The sequence below is a fragment of the Deltaproteobacteria bacterium genome (assembly GCA_019308905.1).
GTDB lineage: Bacteria > Desulfobacterota > BSN033 > WVXP01 > WVXP01 > JAFDHF01.
Map to the genome: position 1 here is coordinate 43411 of JAFDHF010000001.1, position 23150 is coordinate 66560.

20 protein-coding genes are annotated in these 23150 nt (G+C 56.9%); 10 read left to right on the forward strand and 10 right to left on the reverse strand.

Annotation, left to right across the window (positions count from 1 at the left end):
* The first annotated feature begins 2 nt into the window (after positions 1–2).
* A complete protein-coding gene (locus JRJ26_00195; protein MBW2055895.1) occupies positions 3–365 on the forward strand; it encodes a hypothetical protein in 363 nt (120 codons plus the stop codon).
* A 98-nt stretch (positions 366–463) separates the two neighbouring features.
* On the opposite strand, the gene JRJ26_00200 is transcribed toward JRJ26_00195, so the two are convergent.
* A complete protein-coding gene (locus tag JRJ26_00200; protein ID MBW2055896.1) occupies positions 464–3373 on the reverse strand; it encodes a hypothetical protein in 2910 nt (969 codons plus the stop codon).
* A complete protein-coding gene (locus tag JRJ26_00205) occupies positions 3354–4577 on the reverse strand; it encodes a metallophosphoesterase (protein ID MBW2055897.1) in 1224 nt (407 codons plus the stop codon). Before JRJ26_00205 ends, JRJ26_00200 begins: the two co-directional genes overlap by 20 nt.
* Before the next feature lie 189 nt (positions 4578–4766).
* Between JRJ26_00205 and JRJ26_00210 the strand changes: the two genes are divergently transcribed.
* Positions 4767–5948, forward strand: a complete 1182-nt coding sequence (locus JRJ26_00210; protein MBW2055898.1) for a metallophosphoesterase — start codon at positions 4767–4769, stop codon at positions 5946–5948.
* On the opposite strand, the gene JRJ26_00215 is transcribed toward JRJ26_00210, so the two are convergent.
* Both JRJ26_00215 and JRJ26_00220 read right to left on the reverse strand, forming a co-directional pair.
* Positions 5945–6523, reverse strand: a complete 579-nt coding sequence (locus JRJ26_00215; GenBank protein MBW2055899.1) for a hypothetical protein — start codon at positions 6521–6523, stop codon at positions 5945–5947. The genes JRJ26_00210 and JRJ26_00215 overlap by 4 nt on opposite strands.
* Positions 6524–6783: 260 nt before the next feature.
* Positions 6784–7398 (reverse strand): DUF4124 domain-containing protein, encoded by a 615-nt coding sequence (locus JRJ26_00220; protein ID MBW2055900.1) that lies wholly within the window; start codon positions 7396–7398, stop codon positions 6784–6786.
* A 345-nt stretch (positions 7399–7743) separates the two neighbouring features.
* Between JRJ26_00220 and JRJ26_00225 the strand changes: the two genes are divergently transcribed.
* Positions 7744–9090: a GAF domain-containing sensor histidine kinase gene (locus tag JRJ26_00225; protein ID MBW2055901.1), complete on the forward strand. Its 1347-nt coding sequence runs from the start codon at positions 7744–7746 to the stop codon at positions 9088–9090.
* Here JRJ26_00225 and JRJ26_00230 read toward each other — a convergent pair.
* Positions 9080–9736: a response regulator transcription factor gene (locus JRJ26_00230; GenBank protein MBW2055902.1), complete on the reverse strand. Its 657-nt coding sequence runs from the start codon at positions 9734–9736 to the stop codon at positions 9080–9082. The genes JRJ26_00225 and JRJ26_00230 overlap by 11 nt on opposite strands.
* Positions 9737–10068: 332 nt before the next feature.
* On the opposite strand from JRJ26_00230, the gene JRJ26_00235 reads away from it, so the two are divergent.
* Both JRJ26_00235 and JRJ26_00240 read left to right on the forward strand, forming a co-directional pair.
* Positions 10069–10431, forward strand: coding sequence for a response regulator transcription factor (locus JRJ26_00235; protein MBW2055903.1), 363 nt, complete (start codon positions 10069–10071; stop codon positions 10429–10431).
* Between the two features lie 321 nt (positions 10432–10752).
* A complete protein-coding gene (locus JRJ26_00240; protein ID MBW2055904.1) occupies positions 10753–11946 on the forward strand; it encodes a sigma-70 family RNA polymerase sigma factor in 1194 nt (397 codons plus the stop codon).
* Between the two features lie 369 nt (positions 11947–12315).
* On the opposite strand, the gene JRJ26_00245 is transcribed toward JRJ26_00240, so the two are convergent.
* Both JRJ26_00245 and JRJ26_00250 read right to left on the reverse strand, forming a co-directional pair.
* Complete coding sequence (locus tag JRJ26_00245; GenBank protein MBW2055905.1) at positions 12316–13203, reverse strand: diacylglycerol kinase family lipid kinase; 888 nt, start codon at positions 13201–13203, stop codon at positions 12316–12318.
* A gap of 127 nt (positions 13204–13330) precedes the next feature.
* Complete coding sequence (locus tag JRJ26_00250; GenBank protein ID MBW2055906.1) at positions 13331–14176, reverse strand: rhomboid family intramembrane serine protease; 846 nt, start codon at positions 14174–14176, stop codon at positions 13331–13333.
* Positions 14177–14474: 298 nt separating this feature from the next.
* Here JRJ26_00250 and JRJ26_00255 point away from each other — a divergent pair, with 298 nt between their 5' ends.
* The 3 genes from JRJ26_00255 (at position 14475) to JRJ26_00265 (ending at position 18616) form a co-directional block, all read left to right on the forward strand.
* A complete protein-coding gene (locus JRJ26_00255) occupies positions 14475–16955 on the forward strand; it encodes a M1 family metallopeptidase (protein ID MBW2055907.1) in 2481 nt (826 codons plus the stop codon).
* Between the two features lie 100 nt (positions 16956–17055).
* Positions 17056–17355: a hypothetical protein gene (locus JRJ26_00260; protein ID MBW2055908.1), complete on the forward strand. Its 300-nt coding sequence runs from the start codon at positions 17056–17058 to the stop codon at positions 17353–17355.
* 7 nt (positions 17356–17362) lie between these two features.
* Positions 17363–18616 carry an MFS transporter gene (locus JRJ26_00265; GenBank protein MBW2055909.1) on the forward strand — a complete coding sequence of 418 codons (1254 nt, stop codon included), beginning with the start codon at positions 17363–17365 and terminating at the stop codon, positions 18614–18616.
* A 48-nt stretch (positions 18617–18664) separates the two neighbouring features.
* Here JRJ26_00265 and JRJ26_00270 read toward each other — a convergent pair whose 3' ends face one another.
* Positions 18665–19468: a YqgE/AlgH family protein gene (locus JRJ26_00270; protein MBW2055910.1), complete on the reverse strand. Its 804-nt coding sequence runs from the start codon at positions 19466–19468 to the stop codon at positions 18665–18667.
* 117 nt (positions 19469–19585) lie between these two features.
* On the reverse strand, positions 19586–19987 hold the full coding sequence (locus JRJ26_00275) for a transcriptional regulator (GenBank protein MBW2055911.1): 402 nt from the start codon (positions 19985–19987) through the stop codon (positions 19586–19588).
* Between the two features lie 290 nt (positions 19988–20277).
* Here JRJ26_00275 and JRJ26_00280 point away from each other — a divergent pair, with 290 nt between their 5' ends.
* The gene (locus JRJ26_00280) at positions 20278–21165 is read left to right on the forward strand and encodes a 2-hydroxy-3-oxopropionate reductase (GenBank protein ID MBW2055912.1); all 888 of its coding nucleotides are present in this window, start codon (positions 20278–20280) and stop codon (positions 21163–21165) included.
* Between the two features lie 40 nt (positions 21166–21205).
* Positions 21206–22345: a DUF362 domain-containing protein gene (locus tag JRJ26_00285; protein MBW2055913.1), complete on the forward strand. Its 1140-nt coding sequence runs from the start codon at positions 21206–21208 to the stop codon at positions 22343–22345.
* Between the two features lie 43 nt (positions 22346–22388).
* On the opposite strand, the gene JRJ26_00290 is transcribed toward JRJ26_00285, so the two are convergent.
* Positions 22389–23144 (reverse strand): SDR family oxidoreductase, encoded by a 756-nt coding sequence (locus JRJ26_00290; GenBank protein MBW2055914.1) that lies wholly within the window; start codon positions 23142–23144, stop codon positions 22389–22391.
* Positions 23145–23150 lie beyond the last annotated feature (6 nt).

Sequence of the window (23150 nt, forward strand, 5' to 3'; positions counted from 1 at the left end):
CCATGCAGCTGGCAAAGATGAAGCGTCTCGATATCATCATCGAGACGGCGGAACGGGACGAGTTCATCGATATTATCAAGAAATCAGGGGCGACAGGCTACACCCTTTACTCCGAGGTGGATGGAGAGGGGATGAGGGAATCCAGGGCGGACATCGGTTTCGCTCACCCCCACAAGAATACCGGAATTTTTGTGATCGCCCCCGAGCGCGTGATCATGGAGATCGTGGAGAGGGTTTCCGAAATTCTGCCCAACTATGCGGGAATCCTCTTCTTAAGTGACGTGGAGGTAGTCAGAAAGGGCCACTTCTCCATCGATGTGGTCAAGAGGATGACAAAACGATTCAAGGGAATGGAACAGCAGTGAAAGGGGATGGCCTTCGGCCACCCACCTCTGTTACGGTGGAAGCAGAACGTTCAAGAGGGACCAGCGGCGGCACGGTGAGCCGAGACGTCCCCCTTCTGCTAGGCAGAGGCCCGATCCTGGAGCCTTGAGACCTCTACCCGGCCCCTGTACTCCCGGGGTACCTGATTGAGCCACCATTGATGGCGTTTTTCGTGACAGGTGAGGAGGATTATCTGGTGGTCTCCGGTCAAATCCTTGATGATGAAGTTCATGGTCTGGGCAAACCTCTCGTCATCACTCGTGATCAAGGCATCGTCGAGTATGAATGGGAGATGAATACCCGAGGCTGAAAGATACTGCCCGATGGTAAGCCGGAGGGCCAGATAGATCTGATCTCTTGCACCCACGCTGAGCAATCCGTCCACGTGGGCCTGGTCGAGCGTGGTTCGAAGCCCCCTGTGGTTGATCGAAAAGGAGAGGTCCGGGTTGACCTGAATGGAGTCGCACGCCGGCATGATATGAGAGACCACGGCGTTCGCCTTTTGATTCAGAAACTCTGCACACCGGTGATGGAGTTCCCGTTGCACGTTTTCCAGATACTGGATAGCGAGTTTTGCGGCTCTGTCGAAAAATTCTGCCTTCTCGAGTTCATTCCGGCAGTCATCAATCTCCCTTTGCAACCTGGCTACTTCCTCCCTGTACCGCACCAGGAAATTGACGATCTCACTGCTGAGAAGACGACGCTCTTCAGAGATTCTTTCGATTTCAGCCTCTGTTTCGCCTTCTGAGCCTGCACCTTGGGCTTCCGGGGGTAGGGATGCCCTGCTCTTCACTTCAGGATACCTCTTTTCTATCTCCATCATGGAAGCCCCGACCTTGTCCAGGGTGGAAGAGATACTCTCAAAGGTCTCTGCTGGAATCTGGTCAAGCCGGGCCTTTGGAATCAGCTCATCTCTGAGTTCTACGAATCGATGGAACCGCCGCAGTTTCTCCTCGAACTCTCTGATCGCTCTTTCACTATCTCCATCCCAGGTAATCCCCGCCTGACCCAGGATACGGCCTATTTCCTCTTCTGTCTGCCTTCTCTCGGTCTCAGCTTGCCGGAAAGAGCTCTCCAGTTGCGCGAGCCTCTGTCTGGCTCCGTCTCTTTCAGATCTGACCCGCGGGAAGGCCCCGGCCTTCCGGTAGAAACGGACCGTTTCCGCCCAGGAAGTCTTTCCGGGTTCCAGTCCCACCTTCTTCATGGAATCCGACAATCTCGAACGGGTTGTCACTATGCGAGACTTTGTCTCCTTCAAACGGGCCAACAGCGCTCGGAGATCCACCGTCCTTTCCTCGAGACGGTCGAGCTCTCTCAACTTCTCGAACAATTCATCAGGAGAGCGAAGTCCACAGCGATGGGCCAGTTCCTCCATCCTGGCTATTTCGCCTTCGAACTTCTTCTCCATCTCTTCCTTCTTTGCAAGCAGGCCCTCGAGGCTCTTCAGGCTTTGGGACCAGGCCTCGCTCGTCTCCTTCAGGCCCCTCCCACCTCTCATCAACCCCCACAGGATCGCAAAGAAGCCGAGACCCCCGCATACTGCCTGGACCAGTCCCGCCTTTAAGGGCAACAATGTAAAGATCCAGAGGTGTAGGCCCCTATCCAGACCCCAGGCGGCACCACCGAGCAACACGAGAAAAGCTCCAAACAGAAGAGCCCGTTTTCTCGACCCTTTTGTCCTTGCCAATTCCTTCTCGAGGCTCTCCGTTTTCCCCTCCTCGGTCCGGATATCCCGTTTGAGGGAGATGATTTCGTTCTTCGTTGTGGCCAACTCCTTTCGGTATCGCGCAACCCGGGATCTCTCTTCCGCGGTGATTCCCCCGAGGAGTTTCTTCAGATTCGAGTATTCCTTCAGGGGGTAGCCTTCCTGGATGATCTTGGTTTTCTCTTTGTGGTACTGGTTCCGCATTTCCGCGACTGCCGAAAGGTCCCTCTGAAGACCTCTCATGATAAGGGGAATCTCGGAAATCTCCTCCTCTGCAAGGGAATCGAATCCCCTGAACTCTTGGGCTGCCCGTCTGTCTGCCCTCTTGACCCGCTTTTTCGCCTCTCTCAGTTCTGCTTTCAACTCCCTGATTTGTTCCCTGATACCACCGAGTTCTGCTACGGCCCGGGTGAGGCGTTCTTTGCCGTCCCTGGGGAAGGAAGCCGTATCCTCCAGCGACTCCATTTCTGCCTCCAGCTCTCGGAGGCGCTTTCTGTTTTCTCTAGAACGGGATATCCTCCCCTCGAGTACATCCTTCTGTGATGCCAGAGATGCATACCGCTTTCTTTCAAGCAGACCTTTAAGCTCATCCCTCCGACCGCCGAGCTCGACAAGACGGGAGACCTTCTCGTCAATCATCTCCCGCTCCTTTTCCAGGGCTTCCAGCTCGTTTCGGTAACTATTCAGGTTCTCGCGAAGACTATCGATTTCCCCCTCAAGAGACCTGTTCTTGCGGTATCGGTCACGGGCTTGAGCGAGAAGGCCGATTGCCTGGCGGGCGGTCGCGTCTCCCGAAAGGGTGTCGATCATGGCCTCGATCTTCTCCGCTATCTGGGACGGGTCGTTGAGCCTCTGGATTTCGTTTTGGCGAATCACGGCGGTCTTGAGAAAACCCTCTCTGGAAAGATCGAGGAGCCTCTCTCCAACCGTTATCTCGCCGTCCTGCTCCGTGAATTCCGAAGTGATTTCGCGGCCGGCCTTCTCGTCCCAGACCGCAACAGAGCCTGTATTGAAATCCCGCACAATTCGATACTCCCTCTCCCCGATCTGGATGGAGAGGGCCACATCGAAGCCTTCCCATCTCATGGGCCTGAACCGCTCTATCTCTCCGAGCTCCAACGACCCGTTCTCATCCAATCCATACAGGGCTGCGAGGATTCCGGCAACGAATGTGGATTTCCCCTTCTCGTTCTTTTCGATTATGAGCGTAGAAGGCGAGGACCGGAACTCATAACAGCCCCTCAAACACCCAAATCCATTGGTCTCAAATCTCTTGATTCTCATGGTTGAACTCGATCGTTTTGCCGGCTAGTGCTTCCAATCCCCACTCAAGGGCCTTCTCGACGGCTCTCAGTTGTTGCAGATTTTCGGTACTGTCGAGAAGCTCTTTCATCTTTCGGACAAAGAGCCCCTCTGTGGTGAGTTCGGTATCGACACCCCGAGTGTACCTCCGAAGATCGAACTTTTGCCTCAGCCCGGAAGTATCGAGTCTGGCCAGGAAATACCCCTCTCTTATGGATTCTTCATACACCCTCCATGCCAGTTGGTGGCTGCCCTGCCCCTCGATACGAATATGTACCAGGTCCGTAGCCTCGATCTTCTCTCGGTGGAGTCCCTTTTCGATTCTCTGCCGTAACGAATCGGCCCGTTTCAAACCGTTGCAATGGATCTTCACTTCCCTCACGGTTCTAGGCGCCACGCGGATTCTCTCTATGTTCTCGGGCCGGATTCCTCCCCTTTCGATCTCGCTTACAATAACACTCTTCTCCCCGAACTCTTCGGTCCTCAGACCATATGGACAACCCGATGAGGCTGCTCGGACTTTCCCTTCTTCGTCTCTGATCTCCTCCCCTTGATGGAAGTGCCCGAAGGCGATGTAGTCGAAATGCTGGGAGTGGACCTCCTCGCGGTTGAAACAGAGGGTTGCCTCGGCTTTGGATCCCCCGTTTTCTTCAAATGCTCCGTGGAGAAGAAGCACGTTCAGTCGCGTGGCGTCCTTTGGTATGGGAACCGCCAGAGGCCTTTCTCTTCTCAGCCCCCGCCCAATGTGGGGTATTCCTGTTATGGCGATATCGTCGCTTCCTGGAAGAAGGATCGAAGAGGAAGGCCCTTCTTTGAAGATATGGACATTCTCGGGCCAGGGGTTCATCCCGATTCCCTTGAGAAGCTCAGGATTATAGAGGCTGCTCACACCAAAACAATCCTGGTCTCCGGGCACGATGAAGATCTGAATATCCCCGGCACTCCGGAAGCAATCCTGGAGAAAACGCACACCCTCGAGACTCACGGTCCGCCCATCAAAGAGATCACCGGCAACAAGGACCGCACGGACCTCATACTCCCTGGCGACGGTTACGATCTTCTCCACCACCTGCTTCATCTCGTCTTCGAGGATCTTTCTTTTCTCTTCCGGGCACTGCCACTCGCGCTCGTAATCCCTGCTCTCAAAATGAAGGTCGGAAAACTGGAGGAACCTCAAAGCAAGCATGCGTCTTCCCCGAACTCATCTGTTATCGATAGACAGGTGGGATTTCCTGCATTTTTGATGCCAATTTGCGCATGGCGGGGCGGACCGCGTTCCGTGAAGCCACCGACCAGGATGGTTGAAATAGTCCACTCGGTTCTGATATGATTAGCCCTCGCAGCCGGGCCCTGGTGCAAAAAGGGAGAGACGGAAATGATTCTTCCCCTGATAGCCTTCTTCCTCCTCTACGGTTCCCTCCATCTGTATGTATTTGTGAAAGTGACAGACGCTTTGGTCCTTGGACCTGCCCTCTCTTTAATTCTGGCGGCTTTCATGGGCATAATGGTGGCCGCACCGCTTCTGGTCAGGATATCCACCAGCCGCGGGCTGAGCCTCCTGGCCCGGGCCATCTCGCACATCGGGTATACCTGGATGGGCCTTGCCTTTCTGTTCTTTTCGTTCTCTCTTCTTGTCGACCTCTTTCGTCTCACCCTTCATGGTACGGGGCTTCTTCTCCACAGGGATTTTTCGCCCTTCATCCATTCGCATCGATTGACCTTTACACTTCCCCTGCTCGTCACCCTGGCCATCGCCTCTTACGGCTGTCTTGAGGCCCGCAACATTAGGAACGAAACCCTGACCATCCAGAGCCCCAAGATTCCGCGAGAGAGCGGGGGGATGACCATCGTCGCCCTCTCTGATATCCATCTGGGGCTCCTCGCAAAAAGAGCGAGGCTGGAGAGAATCCTCGAACAAGTGAAGAGGGCGGAACCTGATATCCTTGTGTCCACGGGTGACCTCTTGGATGGACAGGTTGACGACCTGGAGGGTCTTGCAGAACCCCTCGGAGCCATCCATCCGCGATACGGAAAATTCGCGGTCACAGGCAATCACGAGTTTTACGCCGGCCTTGATCGGGCAATCGATTTCACGGAAAAGGCGGGCTTCACCGTGCTGAGGGGAGAGGCGGTCACGGTGGATGGAGTAAACATCGTCGGTTTCGACGATCCGACAGGCGAACACTTCGGCTTTGTCAGGGGTTCTTCAGAGAGAGAACTGCTTTCCAGTCTGCCCGAGGACAAATTCACTATCCTTCTGAAACACAGACCCGTTGTCGACGCCGGTGCATTGGGTCTCTTTGACCTGCAACTCTCAGGACACACCCACAATGGACAGATCTTCCCATTCGTCCTCATAACTCGGCTCTTCTTCCCGGTCGCAGCCGGACTCGTCCGGCTGGCCGAAGGCTCTCTTCTGTATGTGAGCAGAGGGGCAGGTACATGGGGTCCTCCGATACGGTTCCTCTCGACTCCTGAAATAACGGTGATCAGACTGCTTCACCGGTCGGATGAGAGGACGGGATGCCGGCCCGAGGGAAAAAAGGGGACTTGCTAGACGGTCATCTGAACGATACCACCGGTGTTTTGGAAGATGCCCTGGGAAAACCGGTATGCCTTCAGAGCCATCTGAATCTGGTTGTGAGTCTCCACAAAGCCCTCGGCCCACTCTCGGGAGCTGATCAGGTTGTTCTCATCCCGGTCCAGGGCAGAGAATTGTTCTGTAGTGCCGACAAACTCATCGGTTCCGACAAAACCATCTCCGTTTTTGTCGAGACTACACACTTCCTCGGAAAAGAACTCCCTCACAGCCCCGGTAAGCCTCGCATAGGATGAAGCCGAGAAGGAGAGCTCATTGTCAGATTGAGCCTTCTCCCCGGAGGCTTCCGAATCTTTCATCGGCCACCGGCGTTTCAGAAGATCCACGTAACGCTTCAGTTCGGAAGACTCAAGACGCTCATTGTCGTTCTGATCGATCCTCTGGAAGACCGCACTCGTACCGGAGAACTCCGATCTCTCCACGAGGCCGTCACCGTTCCGATCGTGTCTGGACCTGTAGTCCCCGGCAATCTCCGATTCGATCCGTTCCGCCAGGAAACGCCATCTCGGATTTACGGGCCGAATCTCAATCATCCCCGTTCATCTCTCTCCCGGGAAGCCCGCAAGTTTGCTGGCACCTGCCCACGAACTCCCCTTTCACAGCCTCTCAGGCCGAGTTTCTGGGACACCTCTTCATCGTTCCTTATCGGCAGAATTAGGGCAGAACTTTAGCCCCTTGTTTCAGGAACCGGACGACTCGAACGGTAGACTCCGTCTTCCGCAGGTTCGGTTCTGCTCCGACCGGAGCCGATCTGCCTCGGGCCCGTAACTCTCCGGAAGACTCCTCGGTCTACCTACAGCCCGCGAGAGACGGCCGACAGCCGCTCTCTCATCCGACCCAGGTTCTTCTCCATCTCCGAGATATCTCTCTGGATCCGCCTTCGCTCATCCGATTCCCTCGTTCTGGTAGCCGGTGGGGCCCCCGGCCATGTGGAGGTACTCCAGCGCGCCCCTGGATCTTTGTACGAGGCCCTTACCTTGTTTCCCCCGGCGTCGATGATGTACCAGAATCCACGTCGGCTGGTCAAGGAGACCCGACCCAGTGCCATTCTGGCCCTGGAGAGTTCCTTTTCGAGCCGTGAAATATCCTCGAGGAGGGCTCTTTTCTCCTCGGCCCGCCCCGCAGCATCCACCGGGGGGGTCTCACTCGGCGGAGAAGTCACGGCCTCCTCTGTGGAAAAATCACCCGCTCTCTTGGCGCCAGTGTCTTCCCCTGCCTTTTCAGAGAGATCTTGCTTTTCAGCCCGGCCGTAAGACTCCTTGGGTAGCTTGGCTGGATCGTCGGAAAACCAGACAGTCCCGCTCCCGTCCACCCACTTGTACACTTCGGTGTGTCCCGGGGGAGCGGAAAGTGAAAGGCCCAAAAAGACCGAGACGGCAAAAACAGAAACGAATCCCGAATATTTCACCTCTAACACCTCCCCAATTTTAATTATTATAGCACAACTTCTCCTCCTTTCTCCTCTGCCTTCCAAGGCCTTCCCACTCGAGCTTCGCGACTCCGGCATCCCCATCCGAGAGCGACACCGAGCAGGGGGTGTGCCACCCATCGACTAGTGCCGGGCGTCATCTGTTCCCCGCCGGCAGGCAGGGGTATGCTTCCCTGCCCGGAAGCATCGAATCCAAAGGGCGGAAACCTCGGGCTTTCCCGGAATTGACTTGGCCGGTGGTTTGGGCGTATTCTTGTGTACCCTTCCAGTGCGGGGATTGAGGGCCGGAAGAGAAAGGCCTCCATATCTCACGGGTAAGAGAGAATGAGAAACAGGCCGAAGGAAGAGCTCATCAACCGATTGGTCAGGGGGGTCGAAGGGATATGGGAGAGGCTTCTCTGGGAGACCTCGGTCAACGAAGCCCTGACCGATCTATCAAAGGCCTTGATATTGCCCAAGCCGATAGAGGAGATATCTCTTGCCATATTGGAGCACGCAAAGCGGATAACCGGCAGCCAGTTCGGATATGTCTCCTTCATCGACCCACGGACAGGCTACAACGTGAGTTCCACACTGACGAGGGACATCTGGGAGATCTGCCGGGTCCCGGACAAGGACGTGGTATTCAAAGAGTTCAAGGGCCTCTGGGGATGGGTGCTCAACCACGGCAAATCACTCCTTACCAACCAACCATCCTCTGATCCCAGATCCTCGGGCACTCCCGTGGGCCACGTGCCTATCCATCGATTCCTATCGGTCCCCGCCCTTCTGGATGGAACGCTGGTTGGACAGATCGCTCTTGCCAATCCGGGCCGTGACTACACCGAGCGGGATCTGGCGGTCATCGAACGGCTGGCGGCCCTTTATGCTCTTGCTGTCCAGCGCAAACGGAGCGAGGAGATACTCCAGAGCGCCAACGACGAACTGGAACACCGGGTAGAACAGAGGACGGCTCAGTTAAAGGGAGAAATAAGGGAACGCAAACTGGCGGAAAGAGCGCTTAGGGATTCGGAGAGACAGCTCAGGCGACTCTCCTCAGAGCTTCTTTCGGCCCAGGAGAAAGAGAGAAAGAGGATCGCCGCGGAGCTTCACGACAGCATCGGGCAGACACTGGCAGCCCTGAAGTTTCGAATGGAGAGTCTCGTGCAGCTGGCAAGCCAGGAAGTAACGGGGCATCTCACCGATTCTTTGACTTCTCTGATCTCAATGGTACAGGCCGCCATCGAGGAGGTCCGAAGGATCCAGTCGGACCTGCGCCCTTCGATCCTTGATGATCTCGGCATCGTTGCAACCATTGGGTGGTTTTGCAGGGAGTCCCAAAGGACCTACCCGGAAATCCGCATCGAGCAAGACATCACGGTCCAGGAAGATCAGGTGCCGGATATCGTGAAGACGGTCATTTTCCGCGTCCTCCAAGAGGCCCTGAACAACGTAACCAAACACAGCCGGGCCGATGCGGTACGCCTCTCTCTCAGAAAAACAAGAGGCTCCCTGGAATTGGTGGTTCAGGATAACGGCCGGGGCTTCGACGTGCAGACAACGAACAAGGGGTTGGGACTCGTCAGCATGAAGGAGCGAATCGAACTATCAGGTGGGAAGTTTTCCGTCCGGTCCACGAGGGCAAAGGGTACACTGATCCGGGCAACGTGGCGAACCGCTGTTATTTCGTGACCAGTCCCTTCTCTATGGCAAGGGCCGTCAATTCGGAAATACCGTGGAGGTTGAGCTTCTTCATGAGATTGGCCCGGTGTTTCTCCACGGTCTTGACGCTGATATAGAGGTAACCCGCGATCTCCTTGTTCCTGTAACCCTCGGCGATAAGTTTCAGGATCTCTTTCTCCCTCCGAGTCAGGGTATCCCATGGAGTTCCAATCCGGGCGGTCTTCTTTCCGGCCAGATACCCCTCTATCACCTTGTCTGAAACACCCGGGCTCAGATATGCCCTCCCCTTCAAGACGCTCTTGATCCCCATCAGCAGTTCATTCAACGTGGCATCCTTCAAGATGTATCCGTCCGCTCCTGCCCTCAAAGCTTCCAGGACGTATTCCTCGGTCTTGTGAACCGTCAAGGCGATGACCTTAGTCTCCGGATGCCGCTTCTTGATCTCTCTGATCGCGTCTATCCCGCTCATCCTCGGCAGGGAGAGATCAAGGAGCACGAGGTCGGGCGCGAGACTCTCAACAAACCGGACGGCTTCCCGGCCGTCCTCGGCCTCCCCCACCACGTCGAAATCAGCGTTGGAGGAGAGCATCGCCCGTAGGCCTTCCCTGAGTATCGTATGGTCCTCTGCAATGAGGATCCGCGGCTTCCCGCTCACTGCCCACTCCGCAATAAGAATGACCCCGCCCGTGAGGAACCGGACCCGCCGGCCCGCTCCAGACCACCTTCACCCCGCCCCCACTTACCGCCGCATCAGGGAAACTACAGTGTCAAGAGGCAGCAAATACAGGATACACCCTATTTATCACAAAGGTGATCATTCGTAAAGTTAACGCCAGAAGCCACAGCCCTCGAGGGCGAATCCTTATGGCGAAGTCTTGGTTGGCCGCCTCTGTAACCCGCAGGCTAGGGCTGGAATGGGAAGGATTTCAGGCGAGGATTCGGAGATACCTTTTCCGCAGCCACTTCTTGGAGCTCAGGTAAGTCATTATGACCAGAATACTGATCGTCGAGGACAGTGCCCCATTTCGCCAGTCGCTGAGGGATCTTCTGGCAAACCGGTTCCCCCTGATGGAAGTCGGAGAGGCGGAGAATGGGAAGCAGGCATTCCAGGAGATACATGCCGCCATCCCGGACCTCATATTCATGGATATCAGACTCCCGGGGCAGAGCGGCCTGGAACTCTGCAGGAGGATCAAAAGCGACTACCCGCATATCATCCTTGTCATCCTTACAAGCCACGACCTGCCCGAATACAGGCAGGCTGCCCGGGGATGCGGGGCCAACCACTTTCTTTCAAAGAGCACCTCCTCGGAGGAGGTGGTGAGATTGATCGAATCGATCATCTGCTGAAGGGAGGCCCCGATTTCGGCCCTTAAGACGGCCGTCCGACCCGGATGAGTGAGAGTCTTTCTCCACTCCCTGGAAGAAGGAAATGCCCTTTGGGGTAAGTTGAATACGGCGGACTTCTCCGACATTGCACGGGAAATACTCGGTTCCCCGCACGCGAATACGGGGTTTCCCCCATTTTTCTTATCGTTCTGGAAGGTTAGTCTATGCATGAATTGAAGCAAAACCGATTGTTCGATTCAGAAATGCAGAAGTTGGAGGGTTCCCCTAGGAACAAACCCGGCAGCACCTGGAAGAGGGGATCCCTTACAGGAGGTGATGGTTATGGCTTTCAGTTTCACCACAGGGGAGACACTTGAGCGGGCAACTTCCTTCTGGGAAGATACGGACGACGATCTCTGCCCGGCAGAGGGCGAGACGGATCCAATCGACCAAGAGGAATCCGTCGACCCGGATATGAGCATCGCGGGCATATACTTCAGGGAGATGAACAGGTTTCGCCTGCTCACAAAGGGGAAAGAGATCGAACTGGCCAGGCAGATCAGGCAGGGAGGGGAGAGAATCCGGAAACTCCTTGCGGAATGCTCTGCTGCCCTCGACGGAGATGATCGGCGAGGCAAAGGGGGGGCAGATCCCGCCGGTGCCCAGGTTCAGGCCGAGACAAAGCAAGAGATTGTCACCAGGGCTATGCAAAGACTGGAAAACGGTGGGGGGCGTTCCCCGGACGACCGACAGAGACTCGATGAGATACTGGCAGACTTGAACGACACGGAGAGGAGAGTGAAAGAGGCGAAGGCCGAGATGGTTCAATCGAATCTGAGACTCGTCGTCAAAATCGCCAAGGCCTATGTGAACAAGGGGCTCCCCCTCCTCGATCTCCTGCAGGAAGGAAATCTCGGCCTCATGAAGGCCGTGGAAAAATACGACTACCGCAGGGGATTCAAGTTCAGTACCTACGCTTCCTGGTGGATCAGACAGGCGGTTACCAGGGCTCTGGCCGACAAGAGCAGGACCGTCCGTATCCCGAACCACCTGCTGGAGACAAGGAGAAAGATATTCAAAGCCTCCCACCAGTTGGTCGAGGAACTCGGCAGGACACCCCGATACGATGAGATCGCCACCAGGCTGATGATCCCGGTCAGGGAAGTCCAGAAGGTCATGGAGGTAATTCAGGAACCCCTTTCGCTGGACGCCCCAGTGGGGGACGAGGGCAGCAAGCTGGAAGACACCGTCGGGAACGAGGGGGATCTGACGGTCCATGAAGATCTCATAGAGGATATGGACAAGTCCATGAGAGCCCAAAACCTTCTCTCTTCACTCACCTCCCGAGAGGAGAAGATTCTCCGGTTTCGATTCGGCATAGGCGAGCGCTCAACCTATACGCTGGAACAGATTGGAAACCACTTCGGCATATCGAGGGAGAGGGTGCGGCAGATCGAGCAGAAGGCCATAAGGAAGCTCAAGGGCCAGCCGAGCTGTATGACACTCTCAGATGGTCTCTGTAACCCTGTCGAATAAGACCACCATCCTCCAGTGCTGGTCAGGAGAGAAAGGAACGGATCATGGGTGCAAAGAGGTCCCTGGTGGTGCTGCTGGCAGCAAACCTTCTTCTTCTCCTCGCCTCTCAGAGGGGCGCACTCGGAGCCGAACGGATCGTGAGACTGAAGGTTCCAGGGTGTGTGTGACCCGCCACGACAGCCAGGGTAGGTTCTATCCTGAAAAGTCTGGTCGGGGCGTCACAGGCGTGAAAACAGATTACAGGGACCATACGGCTACCGTGACCTTCGATGATGAAAAGATCACCCTGGAAGAGATGAGAGACGCTCTCCGGAGGGAGAATTATCCAGTGGAAGGAGATCCTGAGTTTTTGAGCCCCTCTCCAAACTCCTAAGATACAGGACGAGAGACTATGATAGGAACCGTGGAAGGTACGAGGTCTATCTCCACCGGCGTTGCACCGAAGGGGTCTCCATCCACCTGGACGGCCACGGGTTCTTCAGACTCTATCCTCACCGACCTTCCCGTAACGTATCTTACTTCCGGTATCCCCGATACGCCACCCCGGAGTGCGGCGAAGTAGTACCTCGTAAGTGCGAATACGGTCCCTTTTGGGAAGACACAGACATCAAAATGGCCGGAATCACAGCGGGCCTGATCCGCAAACGTGAAGATCCCACCGTAGTTCCGGGTATTACTGACCACAGCGAAGGCTCCCTGGAATTGTTCAGCTCCGTCCACCGTAATCCTCAACTCGGGTACGCGGTACCGGACAAGGCTCCTCAAGACAGGAAGGACATATCCCGAGTATCCCAGGCCCCTCTGCCTTGTCCTGCGGACCTCCTGCGTCACCATCGCATCAAAACCCGCACCAACAACCGCCAGAAACCGGCGTCCCCCTATAAGCCCCATGTCGAGCCGGCGGACGCGACCCCCCTGGACCGTCTCGGCCACGGCCTCCGCACGGGTGGGCAACCCCAGTTCGTGGGCCAGGATATTGGCTGTCCCCGTGGGCAGGAGAGCTATGGGGATCCGTGAGGGATCGACCAGCCCGTTAAGAACCTCATTGAGTGTCCCATCGCCTCCGGCAACGACAAGTGCCTCCACCTCGGGTTTGACGGTCCGGGCGCAAAGGGTGGCCTCTCCTGCCGTCCGGGTGATATGGGTTTCAACTCTGTAACCCCGCCTTTCCATGGCCTGTACGAAGAGGTGGAACAACTCCTCAGGCCTTCCCTTCCCCGCAACAGGGTTGGCAATCAACACGACCTTCCTACTCATGGTAACCATCACGGAACGGCGAGATGAAGCAAGACCCACAATGAAAAAAGGGGAAATCCCGACCAGACGGCACAACAAGGCTCCGTCTCGTGGATGCACCCGGCAGATTCCTCTGGGCCGCTCGAGACTATCCCGCGATTCGGTAGTAGATGCTCGATAGAACCGCCCACCCCAGAATCGCCAATGTCAAGACAATACAGATACCCGCAAGGATCTTGTGAGAGAAACTCTCCCGGCTCCTTTCGTGATACCCCAGCGAGAAGCCGAGAAACACGCCTGCAAGGATACCCCCGCCATGGGCCCAGTTGTCGATCCCCGGCATCAGTATGCCGAAAAGGAAGATCCCCACGGCCCAACCGCCGATCTGTCGAAAAATCGTCTGGCCGTATGACCCTCCCCGGCTCTTCCCGTAGTATAGGACGGCTCCTATAAGGCTGCACACAGCTGCAGAGGCACCGATGGTCAGCCGCACACCTGCGAGATAAGAGACCAGGAAACCGATGACGCCGCCCAGGGTGTAGATAACAACCATCCGGTAGATCCCGTATTCCTGAGCGACAAGACCGCCTAACTGCCTCAAGGCGAACATATTGAAAAGAATGTGGAGAAGGCCCCCGTGGATGTAATTGGCAGAGAGGAGGGTCCACCAGCGGTGCAGACGGTCGATGGGTATGGTCCCTGTGGCACCCAGAAGCAGGAGGCTCCGGCCGGTGGGAGATAGGAAGGAGAAGGGATTGAAGGAGAGGCTCCACGCCCTTGGGTAGAGGAGAACAGAAATCGCATAGATGGCCACATTGGTATAGATTATGGCCCTCACAACCTGATCGGCATTACGGAACCCACGAGTCCAGATGTTGTTTTTCCACCATGAACCAGGACTGCTCAGACCGCAGTGGGGGCAACGGAGCTCATCCGAGCCGATGAGTCTGCCGCAGTTGGGGCAGAGGATCGATCCTCCTTTACGAGTCGCCATGATCCAACCTACAGGAAGAGGGGAGACCCGGGATACTCTATCCCGTCTCCTCTCTATCGGGATGATTCACTACTATCCCATCGCCCGGCTTCCTGTCAAGCCAGCTACCGTGCCGGAATCGCCCCCTGAAACCCTAGAGCCGGCAAAGGGGGATGATCTTTGGCCGCGACCCCGGGAGAAAGCTTTGGAGGGGAGGTGTCCCCTGGGTGATGCCCCTCACTCTGTTCCTGAAAAACTGGATCTCTCTCTCCTTATCGATTATGTTTAGAAGAGATCAGGCAACCCCAGGAGAGGAGAGATGAAGAGTGAGAAACCAATAAACTACAAGATCAACCTCGAACCCGACCTTGAACGATTCATCTTCTCAGGGACGGTGGAGATCACCTTTGAGCCCCCCTCGCCGGTGAGTCAAGTGGCTCTGGACGCCCTGGACCTGACCGTTATGAGCTGCCAGATGCAGAGAGGAGACGGATATCTCGATTGTTCCTTCCATGTGGACAGGAGCCGGCAGGTCCTACTCGTCTTACTACCCCAAAAGGAGACCGGTAGAATCCTATTGAGAATAGAGTACGAGGGGTCGATCAACGCTGGGATGACAGGCTTCTACCGGAGTCGATATTCGACTCAGGGCAGGACAGAGTACATCGCAGTAACCCAATTTCAAGAGCGTGACGCAAGAAGGGCTATCCCCTGCTTTGACCACCCCCACAAGAAGGCGACCTTCGACGTGGAAATGAGAGTTCCCGAAGACCTTGTGGCTATATCGAACGGACCGGTCATCGAAGAGACACCCGTGGAGGGTGGGAAGAAGATCGTGAGATTCGGGCAGACCCCCAAGATGTCCACCTACCTGCTCTTTTTCGGTGTCGGCAGGTTCGAGTTTGCCACAAATCCTGAGGATCAGAGGGTTCGTGGGGTCACCGTGCCCGGCATGTCACGATACGCCGGGTTCGGCTTGGAGTTCGCCCGGAAATCCCTTGAGTTCTGCGAGGACTATTACGGGATACCCTACCCCCTTCCCAAGCTCGACCTCATCGCCGTTCCGGATTTTGCCTTTGGGGCCATGGAGAATTGGGGGGCCATCACTTTTCGTGAGAACCTTCTTCTCCGCTACCCGAATCTCACCTCCAGGGCCGGCGAGGAGAGGATATGCGAGGTCGTCGCCCACGAGATCACCCACCAGTGGTTTGGGAATCTGGTGAGTCCTTCGGATTGGAAATACCTCTGGCTCAATGAGAGTTTTGCCACCTATTTCGGTTACGGCATTGTCGACCACTATTACCCGGAATGGGATATCTGGAACGAATTCCTGCAGGGTCAAACCCAGCAAGCCTTTGAACGCGACGCCCTCAGGGAGACTTTCCCCATCGAACTGCCCGAAGGGGAACGAGCGGCCATCACCGGAGCGACGGCTCCAATCATCTACAACAAGGCAGGCAGTATCCTGAGGCAGCTCGAAGGTTATATGGGCAAGCCCAACTTCAGGGAAGGGCTGAGAAGCTACCTGAAAGAACACGAATACGGCTGTGCAGCCAGCCACGACCTATGGAAGGCTTTCGAGGCCGTTTCGGAGAGGCCGATCATTCGCATAGCGAAGAGCTGGATCGAACAGCCCGGATTCCCAATAGTGGAGGTCGAAAGAAGGGAAGGCAGACTCTTTGTCAGCCAAACGAGGTTTACATACCTGCCACACGAATCTCGGCAAGAGTGGTTGATCCCTCTCACGGTGCGGCTCTTCTACGAACATGGCAAAACGGAATTATTGTCCACTCTTCTTGAGGGGAAAGAGCAAGTCGTGGAGATCGGCATGGAGCCTGTGGCATACAAGGTAAATGACAGGCAGATGGGATTCTACCGGGTCCGATACAGAGACAGAAAGGATCTGGGTGAACTGGGCAGGAGAGTTTTGGCAAAAGACCTCCTGCCAGAGGACAGGTGGGGCCTCCAGAACGACCTCTATGCCTTGGTCCGGCGAGGTGACGTCCCTATCGGCGACTACCTGAATTTCCTTTCCTATTACGAGAAGGAGGATTCCTTTCTGCCCCTGGCCGGCATGGACGGGAATCTCTTCCAGGCTTTTCTCGTGGCAAAAGAGACAGAGAAAGAGAAGATCCGCTCCCTGACAAGGTCCATGTTCCAGAGGACTCTCTCAGAGATAGGCTTTGAACCGAGACCGGGCGAAAAACACACCATGTCTGTCCTGAGGGACCGGATCATCTGGCATAGTGCCATCTACGGTTCGACCGAAGTCGAAGGGTTTGCCCGCGACAAGTTCGAGTCTCTCATGAGGGGAGAGGCTGTCCATCCCGACATCCTGAAGAGTGTGATGCAGGTGGGCGCTCTGAATGGCCATGACCGGGCCTTCCACTGGCTGACCCGGAAGTTCCTGGTGTCAGAGAGTGAGCATGAAAGGATGAATCTGCTCGCCGCCCTAGGGTGCTTCAGGGAGACGCCGCTGATCGAGAAGGCAAGAGAATTCGTCCTGGAGAGTGTACCCAGCCGGAACAGGTTCATTCCCATTGTTTCCATGGCCCTGAACCCCTATGCAGTCGACTCCATGTGGGACTGGTATGTCTCCAATCTTGAAAGACTCGAGCAGTTTCATCCCATGCACTACGAGAGGGTCATCGAGGCCATCGTCCCGGTGGGTGGAATCGGGAGAGAAGAGGAAGTGCGGGCCTTCTTCGAGGACTATATGAAGAAAAAGGAACTGGCCAGGGATGTCATAAGGCTCTCCCTTGAGAAGCTGGAAATCCATTCAAGGATGCACCACTCGTAGCAGGCCAGGAGGTAATAGACCTCCCACCAGGGGTGGGGCTTCCAGGACCCGGGGAAGGACCGAGAAAGGCGTTGCCAACAGAAACATTCAGGAGAGAAAAATGCCGTTCTTCTGCTTCCACTGTCACAGGGAGATCAGCTTGGATGGAAAGGTGTCCAGGCAGGATCAGTGTCCCCACTGTGGCAGCGACCTCCACTGCTGTGTGAACTGCCTCTTCTACGACGAATACGCTCACAACCGGTGCAGGGAGCCCCAGGCCGAATCTGTCTCTGATCGCGAGAAGGGCAATTTCTGCGAGTACTTCCGGTTCCGCCCCTCCACCGCAGGTCCTGCTCAATATGACGGCAAGACAGAAGCAGAGGCCCGATGGGAGGCACTCTTCCGAAAAGGAGGAAAGTGAGACCCCGGTGGGAGGAGATTCAAAGAACATCGACGGGTGGCTCCTGGGGGTCTGCACTGCCCGAGTCTTCACATACCTCGTGTTCATGGCCTACCCCGCGGCATTGCCGGTTCTCCGGGACCAGTGGGGTATGTCCGGGGCTGCTGCAGGATCTATCTCGACCGGGTTCCAGCTCGGCTATGCCGTCTCTCTGGTCTTCTTTTCCGAGTTGGCCGACAGGCTCGGGGCCAAAAGAGTCTTTCTCTGGTCGCAGTTCCTGACGGCTGCCACTGCTTTGCTCTTTGCCGTCTTTGCCCGGACCTATCACTCGGGCCTGTTCCTCTATACGCTTGTCGGCCTCTCCATGGGCGGAACCTATCCCCCCGCCCTCATGATGATCGCCGGGCGGTACCCCAGCGCCCGGCGTGGCAGGGCGATGGGGTTTTTCATCGCAAGCACCTCCGTCGGTTATGCCCTCTCCCTGGGGATAAGCGGGCTGGTACTGTCTCGCGCCGGCTATCCTACCTGCTTTCTTCTGACTTGTCTAGGGCCGACAGTGGGGTTACTCCTGGCATGGTTGGCCCTTGGATCCACGCCCAACAGGACATTCCCCAGGCTCCAAGACCAGGGGTTCTCCAGAGAGGTCCTCCATAACAAGACGGCGGTTCTATACGTCGCGGGCTATACCTTCCATAGTTGGGAGCTCTTGGGAATGTGGGCCTGGACGCCGGCCTTTGTCTCGGCCTGCCTGGTCAAGGGTGGCGCCGGGATCTCGAAGGCAGCAGGCAACGGTGCGTACATCGTCAGTTCCTTCCACCTCATGGGAGTAGTCGCCTCACTTTCCATGGGCTCCTTGTCTGACAGGTTCGGCCGCGCTTCTGTCATCCTTCTCGTGGGAAGCGTGAGCGCGGCCTGTTCCTTCACAATGGGTTGGTCAATCCGGTTTCCCACGGTCTTTGTCATCGCTCTGGGCATGATCTACGCCTTTTCAGCTCTTGGAGACTCCCCCATCCTCTCTGCAGGGCTCACCGAGTCGGTCAGCACCGCATACCTGGGAGCAGCTTTCGCCTTGCGCTCCCTCCTCGGGTTTGGGGCTGGAGCGATCTCGCCCCTTGCATTCGGAGCCGTCCTCGACATTCTCAACCCTGCCCGTTCCCAGGGAACTGGCTATGCATCCTGGGGCTGGGCATATGGAGTATTCGGCCTTGGAGGGCTGGGAGTGGTCCTGGTAGCATATCTCCTCGAGAAAGCAGAATCCAGAGAATCAGGGTTCCCCGAGTAGGGTCAAAGGATGAGGGATCACGAGTGAGAACCCCGCCCTCCACCTGGCTCATGGCCTGCAGGATTCCCGTCTGTGACGTTTCCAGAGGTCTGACCGGATGTTCCCTTGGGCTGTGACACTGATCCCTGATGTCTTCTCGCCGCCAACCCGTAACTTGGCCCATAGAACCGAGCTCCGCCGGATAAGCTCAGGCCAGATCTCTGATGGCTCCATGTCAAAAATGGTTTCTCCGTCGGCCTTGAGGACGTACCAGTCGCCCCTGGACACCTCATGGTCGAGCTGTCCGGGGCCCCAGCCGGCATAGCCGACAAAGGCCCGGAAGTCCACCTCTCTTCTCGGATGATGGAGCATCTCCTCGATTACGCTCCTGCTGCCAGTGACGTAGACCTTCTCAAGAACGCGATGAGACTCCTCGGGCCGGATATTCGATCGGATCAGCATGAGCATCTGGCCTCTTGCCACCGGTCCCCCCACGTAGACGGTATCTGCCCGCTCATCGAGGGGCCCTATCCCCGGCCAGAGGCTGGAGAGCCTCAACTTACTCGGCCGGTTGATGATCAGACCCATGGCACCGTGCCGGGCATAATCCACCAGGAGGACCGCCGTTTCCGAGAAGTTGGGATCTCTCAGGTGCGTGCTTGCCACGAGAAACTCTCCGGAAGCCAGTCCCTCCCCGGGGCTCGATCCCTGAACCAACCAGAGGGGCATGGAGGTGTCGGAGACCATCCAAGCCACCGGGCCTGCCGCAGAGGGACCCGGCCAAACCACAAGGAGTACCAGGGCCATGATGACCGGAAACGGAACAAGAGCACCTCGGGTTCTTCTCCTATCCTTTAGGGTTGACCGAAACATTCCACACCTCTGCCCGGCTTACCAACACCCCACAGGGCCAACCGGTATGGTACATCCTCCTTCCAAAACGGCTCCGCCAACGATTCCATCCCCTGAGAGAGTATTCCCTCCCATCGGTTACCTCCCGGGTGAGGCGGTAAGAAGAGACAGAATAGGTCTGAAGGCCTCGCACTTCCTGCACAGCTCCATCTTCTTGCTCCAGCTCTCCTGCACCTTTCCCTCACAGATCGTGCCATTGATGAACCAGCAGAGATGACCGGCACGGAATTCCCATGCAGGGCACTTTCTTTTCGTCTCCAGGGGACACCTCTCTATGGCCCAACATGGCTCGGGCTTGCTCTTGGAAAAAGCCTTCAAAGCCAGGAGGAAAAGCAGCTGCCTTTCCGCATGGACAGGAACCCTCCTCAGCCCCTGTTCAAAGCTCTGCACGGCCTTGAGAGAAACACCCAGCAGCCGCGCCATCTGGCTCTGGGTCTTGTTCAGACTCTGTCGCCCCCGCAAAAACTCCTGCCTGTCCATCCGAGGTCTCCTCTGCTTCCTCAATCATACCACAGTGTAACCCTCTGGAGAAGGCTCATCTCCTCGGCGAGCTCCTTCTTCGGGGAACCACTTGCTTAAGCGTTACATTGGGCGAGAGCAGGGTACCAGAACCACCACGCCTTTTTGTAGTGATTCCAGCAGATGTGATATGATGTTACGCAGATCCAATCGGGGACGTTGAGCCGGGTTGAATGAAAAAGAGGAATCGGGCCGGCATTCCCTTCGGGAAAGCGGCCATGCTGTGACTAGATTCGACATGGAGGAGGCAGATGGAGCGCATAGGATTCATCGGTTTGGGAATCATGGGCAGACCCATGGCAGAGAACCTGATCAAAGGGGGTTACCGTCTCGTCGTGTACAATCGCAGCCACGGCCCCGTGGAGGAACTGGCCGGTCAGGGGGCCACCCCGGCCTCATCTGCCAGAGAGGTTGCAGAGAAGACCGACGTGGTCATAACCATGCTTCCAGACTCGCCAGACGTGGAACAGGTGGTTCTCGGGCCCGGGGGTGTGAGGGAGGGGCTCCACCCGGGAATGCTTTACATCGACATGTCCACCATCGCGCCGAGTACTTCCAGGAAGATCTACGAGACCCTCCACGCCCTGGGCGTGGAGGGTCTCGACGCCCCGGTATCCGGCGGCCAGCAAGGAGCCGTCGAGGGAACCCTCTCCATAATGGCGGGAGGCACGGAACAGGCCTTCAAGAGGGCTCTGCCCATCTTCCAGGTGCTCGGAAAGAACGTTGTTCTCATAGGAGGTCCTGGCGCCGGGCAGATAGCGAAGGCGTGCAACCAGATAATAGTGGCCCTGAACATCCTGGCCGTAGCCGAAGCCATGACCCTGGCCGCGAAATCAGGAGTGGACCCGGCCAACGTAAGGAGGGCGTTGCTGGGCGGTTTTGCTCAGAGCCGCGCCCTCGAACTCCACGGACAGCGGATCCTCGACCGGAACTTCGAGCCCGGTTTCAGGATCAGACTCCACCGGAAAGACCTGGCCATCGCCCTTCAGACAGGCCGCGAGTCGTCACTCCCCCTTCTGGCCACGGCACAGGTTGCGGAGTTGATGAATGGACTGCTGGCAACCGGCAGAGGCGATTTGGACCACTCTGCGCTGGCCCTCCTGGTGGAAGAATTCGGAGGATCCAAAATAGAATCCTAGGCGGCCGTCACCAGGAAATGACCACGGGACCGGGTGGGAGATGGGGGGAAACTCAACAGCCATGGGGGTAGCCATCGTTTACGGGAACGATGTCACCAAGATGGTGGAGCGGCTGATACTCTCCCAGGGTGCTCTCGGCTCGCTCCGGCCGGATGATACCGTGGTCATCAAACCGAATCTGGTCGTCTCCCGGCAGGAGTGGGCCGGGGTCGACACAGACCCGCGGATCGTAGAAGCTCTCGTCAAGGTGCTCAAGGAGAGGGGAGTCCGTCGAATCACAGTAGCCGATGGGAGCGGGATGGGCTACAGTGCTACCCGAGCGTTTCACATCTGCGGATACCGGGATCTCTCCAGGCGGTATGGTTTGAAGTTGGTCGATCTCGAGAAGGACCGCTTCGTCGAGAGAGAGGTGGCGATCGACGGTCCTTTCGAGACCATGAAGATAGCGGCGACCGTCACGGAGTGCGACTTTCTCATCAACCTGCCGGTCATGAAGGCCCACTCCGAAACCCTGCTCACCTGCAGCCTGAAAAACCTCAAGGGTGTCATGCCCAGGGAGATGAAGACGGCCTTTCACCGCATGGGCCTTCACCGAGGGATCGCACAACTGGCAAGCGTCCTCTTGCCGGACCTGATCCTAGTAGACGGCCTCCAGGGAGATCTAAGCTCCGAGACAGGCCGGAACCCTGTTGCCATGGAGACGATGATACTGGGGACCAATCCGGTTGAAGTCGATTCTGTTGTGGCGGACATCCTCGGATATGCGCCTAGGACGATCCGCCATATCGCTCACAGCGCTGATGCCGGGCTCGGTACATGTGACCTGGAAAAGATCTCCATCCGCCGCCTCAACCGCCCCTCCAAGGATACCCGCTTCGCGCCGCCTCCCCACTTCACGAAACGGTTTCCCTGCCGTATCAGCTCTCATGGGGCCTGCTGCACCTGCGTGGGGAATCTGATTTTTGCCTTGGAACGGTTGCAGGAAAAGGGGCTTCTCTCGAGGAGGCTCCACTTCCTCGTAGGACAGGGTCCCGGGCTCTCCCGGGACAGAGCTGAGACGTCCGTCGCCGTGGGCAGGTGTGCGGCCAGAGAGGTTGACGCAGATCTGAAGATCGATGAATGCCCGCCCGGCGCGAATGCCATCTACCGGCGCGTGGCGGCCGCAGGTACCCGAGACTGAAAAAGACCCCACCTCCACAGTCCTATCCAATCATGGGGAAGACCTACTTCTGGCTCGCCAACCCTCCCGCAGTCTCCCCCCCGTCGATCACATAGACCTGTCCGGTAATGAATCGAGCATCATCAGAGGCGAGAAAGGCAAACAGGGCAGCCACCTCTTCCGGCCTTCCCAGCCTTCCCAGAGGTACTTTACCGGCGCATGCCTGGAGCATCTCGGCCGTATATTCTGCTTCCTGCATGGGTGTGAGTATATAACCGGGGCAGACTGCGTTTACACGAACGGCAGGGGCGAGTTCCAATGCCATGGAGCGGGTCAGTTCGATGACCCCCGCCTTGGAGGCGTTGTAGGAGGCGTAGTGATGATATCCAACCAGGCCGTTGGTTGAACCCATGTTGAGGATGACGCCTGCCCCCTGCTCGATCATCCGTCGCGCCGCCTGTTGGGCAACCCAAAACACTCCGTTGAGATTCACCTCGATCACCCGGCACCAGCTGTCCGGCATGATATCGACAAAGGGCTTCCGGAAGCTGATCCCGGCGTTGTTGATCAGTATGTCCAATCCCTGGATTCTTTCATCGACTCTCTCGAAGGCGCGGCTTACTGCTTCAGCGTCCGAGACGTCGGCAGTGATGGTTCCGGAAAGAGATGGCATTTCCGCTTCAAGCCGACGGCACCCCGCCTGGTCCTTGTCAAGCACAATGACTCTGGCACCCTCCTCCAGAAAACGCGCGGCCGTTGCTGCACCAATGCCACTGGCTCCACCTGTCACAAGAACCCTCTTGCCTCTCAATCCACGCACCGTCTC

Coding starts and splice junctions, on each gene's coding strand:
- JRJ26_00250 (MBW2055906.1), bottom strand. CDS start 14,176: ATGGCGACTCGTAAAGGAGGATCGATCCTCTGCCCCAACTGCGGCAGA.
- JRJ26_00245 (MBW2055905.1), bottom strand. CDS start 13,203: ATGAGTAGGAAGGTCGTGTTGATTGCCAACCCTGTTGCGGGGAAGGGA.
- JRJ26_00270 (MBW2055910.1), bottom strand. CDS start 19,468: ATGTTTCGGTCAACCCTAAAGGATAGGAGAAGAACCCGAGGTGCTCTT.
- JRJ26_00215 (MBW2055899.1), bottom strand. CDS start 6,523: ATGATTGAGATTCGGCCCGTAAATCCGAGATGGCGTTTCCTGGCGGAA.
- JRJ26_00210 (MBW2055898.1), top strand. CDS start 4,767: ATGATTCTTCCCCTGATAGCCTTCTTCCTCCTCTACGGTTCCCTCCAT.
- JRJ26_00285 (MBW2055913.1), top strand. CDS start 21,206: ATGGGGGGAAACTCAACAGCCATGGGGGTAGCCATCGTTTACGGGAAC.
- JRJ26_00255 (MBW2055907.1), top strand. CDS start 14,475: ATGAAGAGTGAGAAACCAATAAACTACAAGATCAACCTCGAACCCGAC.
- JRJ26_00225 (MBW2055901.1), top strand. CDS start 7,744: ATGAGAAACAGGCCGAAGGAAGAGCTCATCAACCGATTGGTCAGGGGG.
- JRJ26_00195 (MBW2055895.1), top strand. CDS start 3: ATGCAGCTGGCAAAGATGAAGCGTCTCGATATCATCATCGAGACGGCG.
- JRJ26_00260 (MBW2055908.1), top strand. CDS start 17,056: ATGCCGTTCTTCTGCTTCCACTGTCACAGGGAGATCAGCTTGGATGGA.
- JRJ26_00240 (MBW2055904.1), top strand. CDS start 10,753: ATGGCTTTCAGTTTCACCACAGGGGAGACACTTGAGCGGGCAACTTCC.
- JRJ26_00235 (MBW2055903.1), top strand. CDS start 10,069: ATGACCAGAATACTGATCGTCGAGGACAGTGCCCCATTTCGCCAGTCG.
- JRJ26_00200 (MBW2055896.1), bottom strand. CDS start 3,373: ATGAGAATCAAGAGATTTGAGACCAATGGATTTGGGTGTTTGAGGGGC.
- JRJ26_00280 (MBW2055912.1), top strand. CDS start 20,278: ATGGAGCGCATAGGATTCATCGGTTTGGGAATCATGGGCAGACCCATG.
- JRJ26_00275 (MBW2055911.1), bottom strand. CDS start 19,987: ATGGACAGGCAGGAGTTTTTGCGGGGGCGACAGAGTCTGAACAAGACC.
- JRJ26_00205 (MBW2055897.1), bottom strand. CDS start 4,577: ATGCTTGCTTTGAGGTTCCTCCAGTTTTCCGACCTTCATTTTGAGAGC.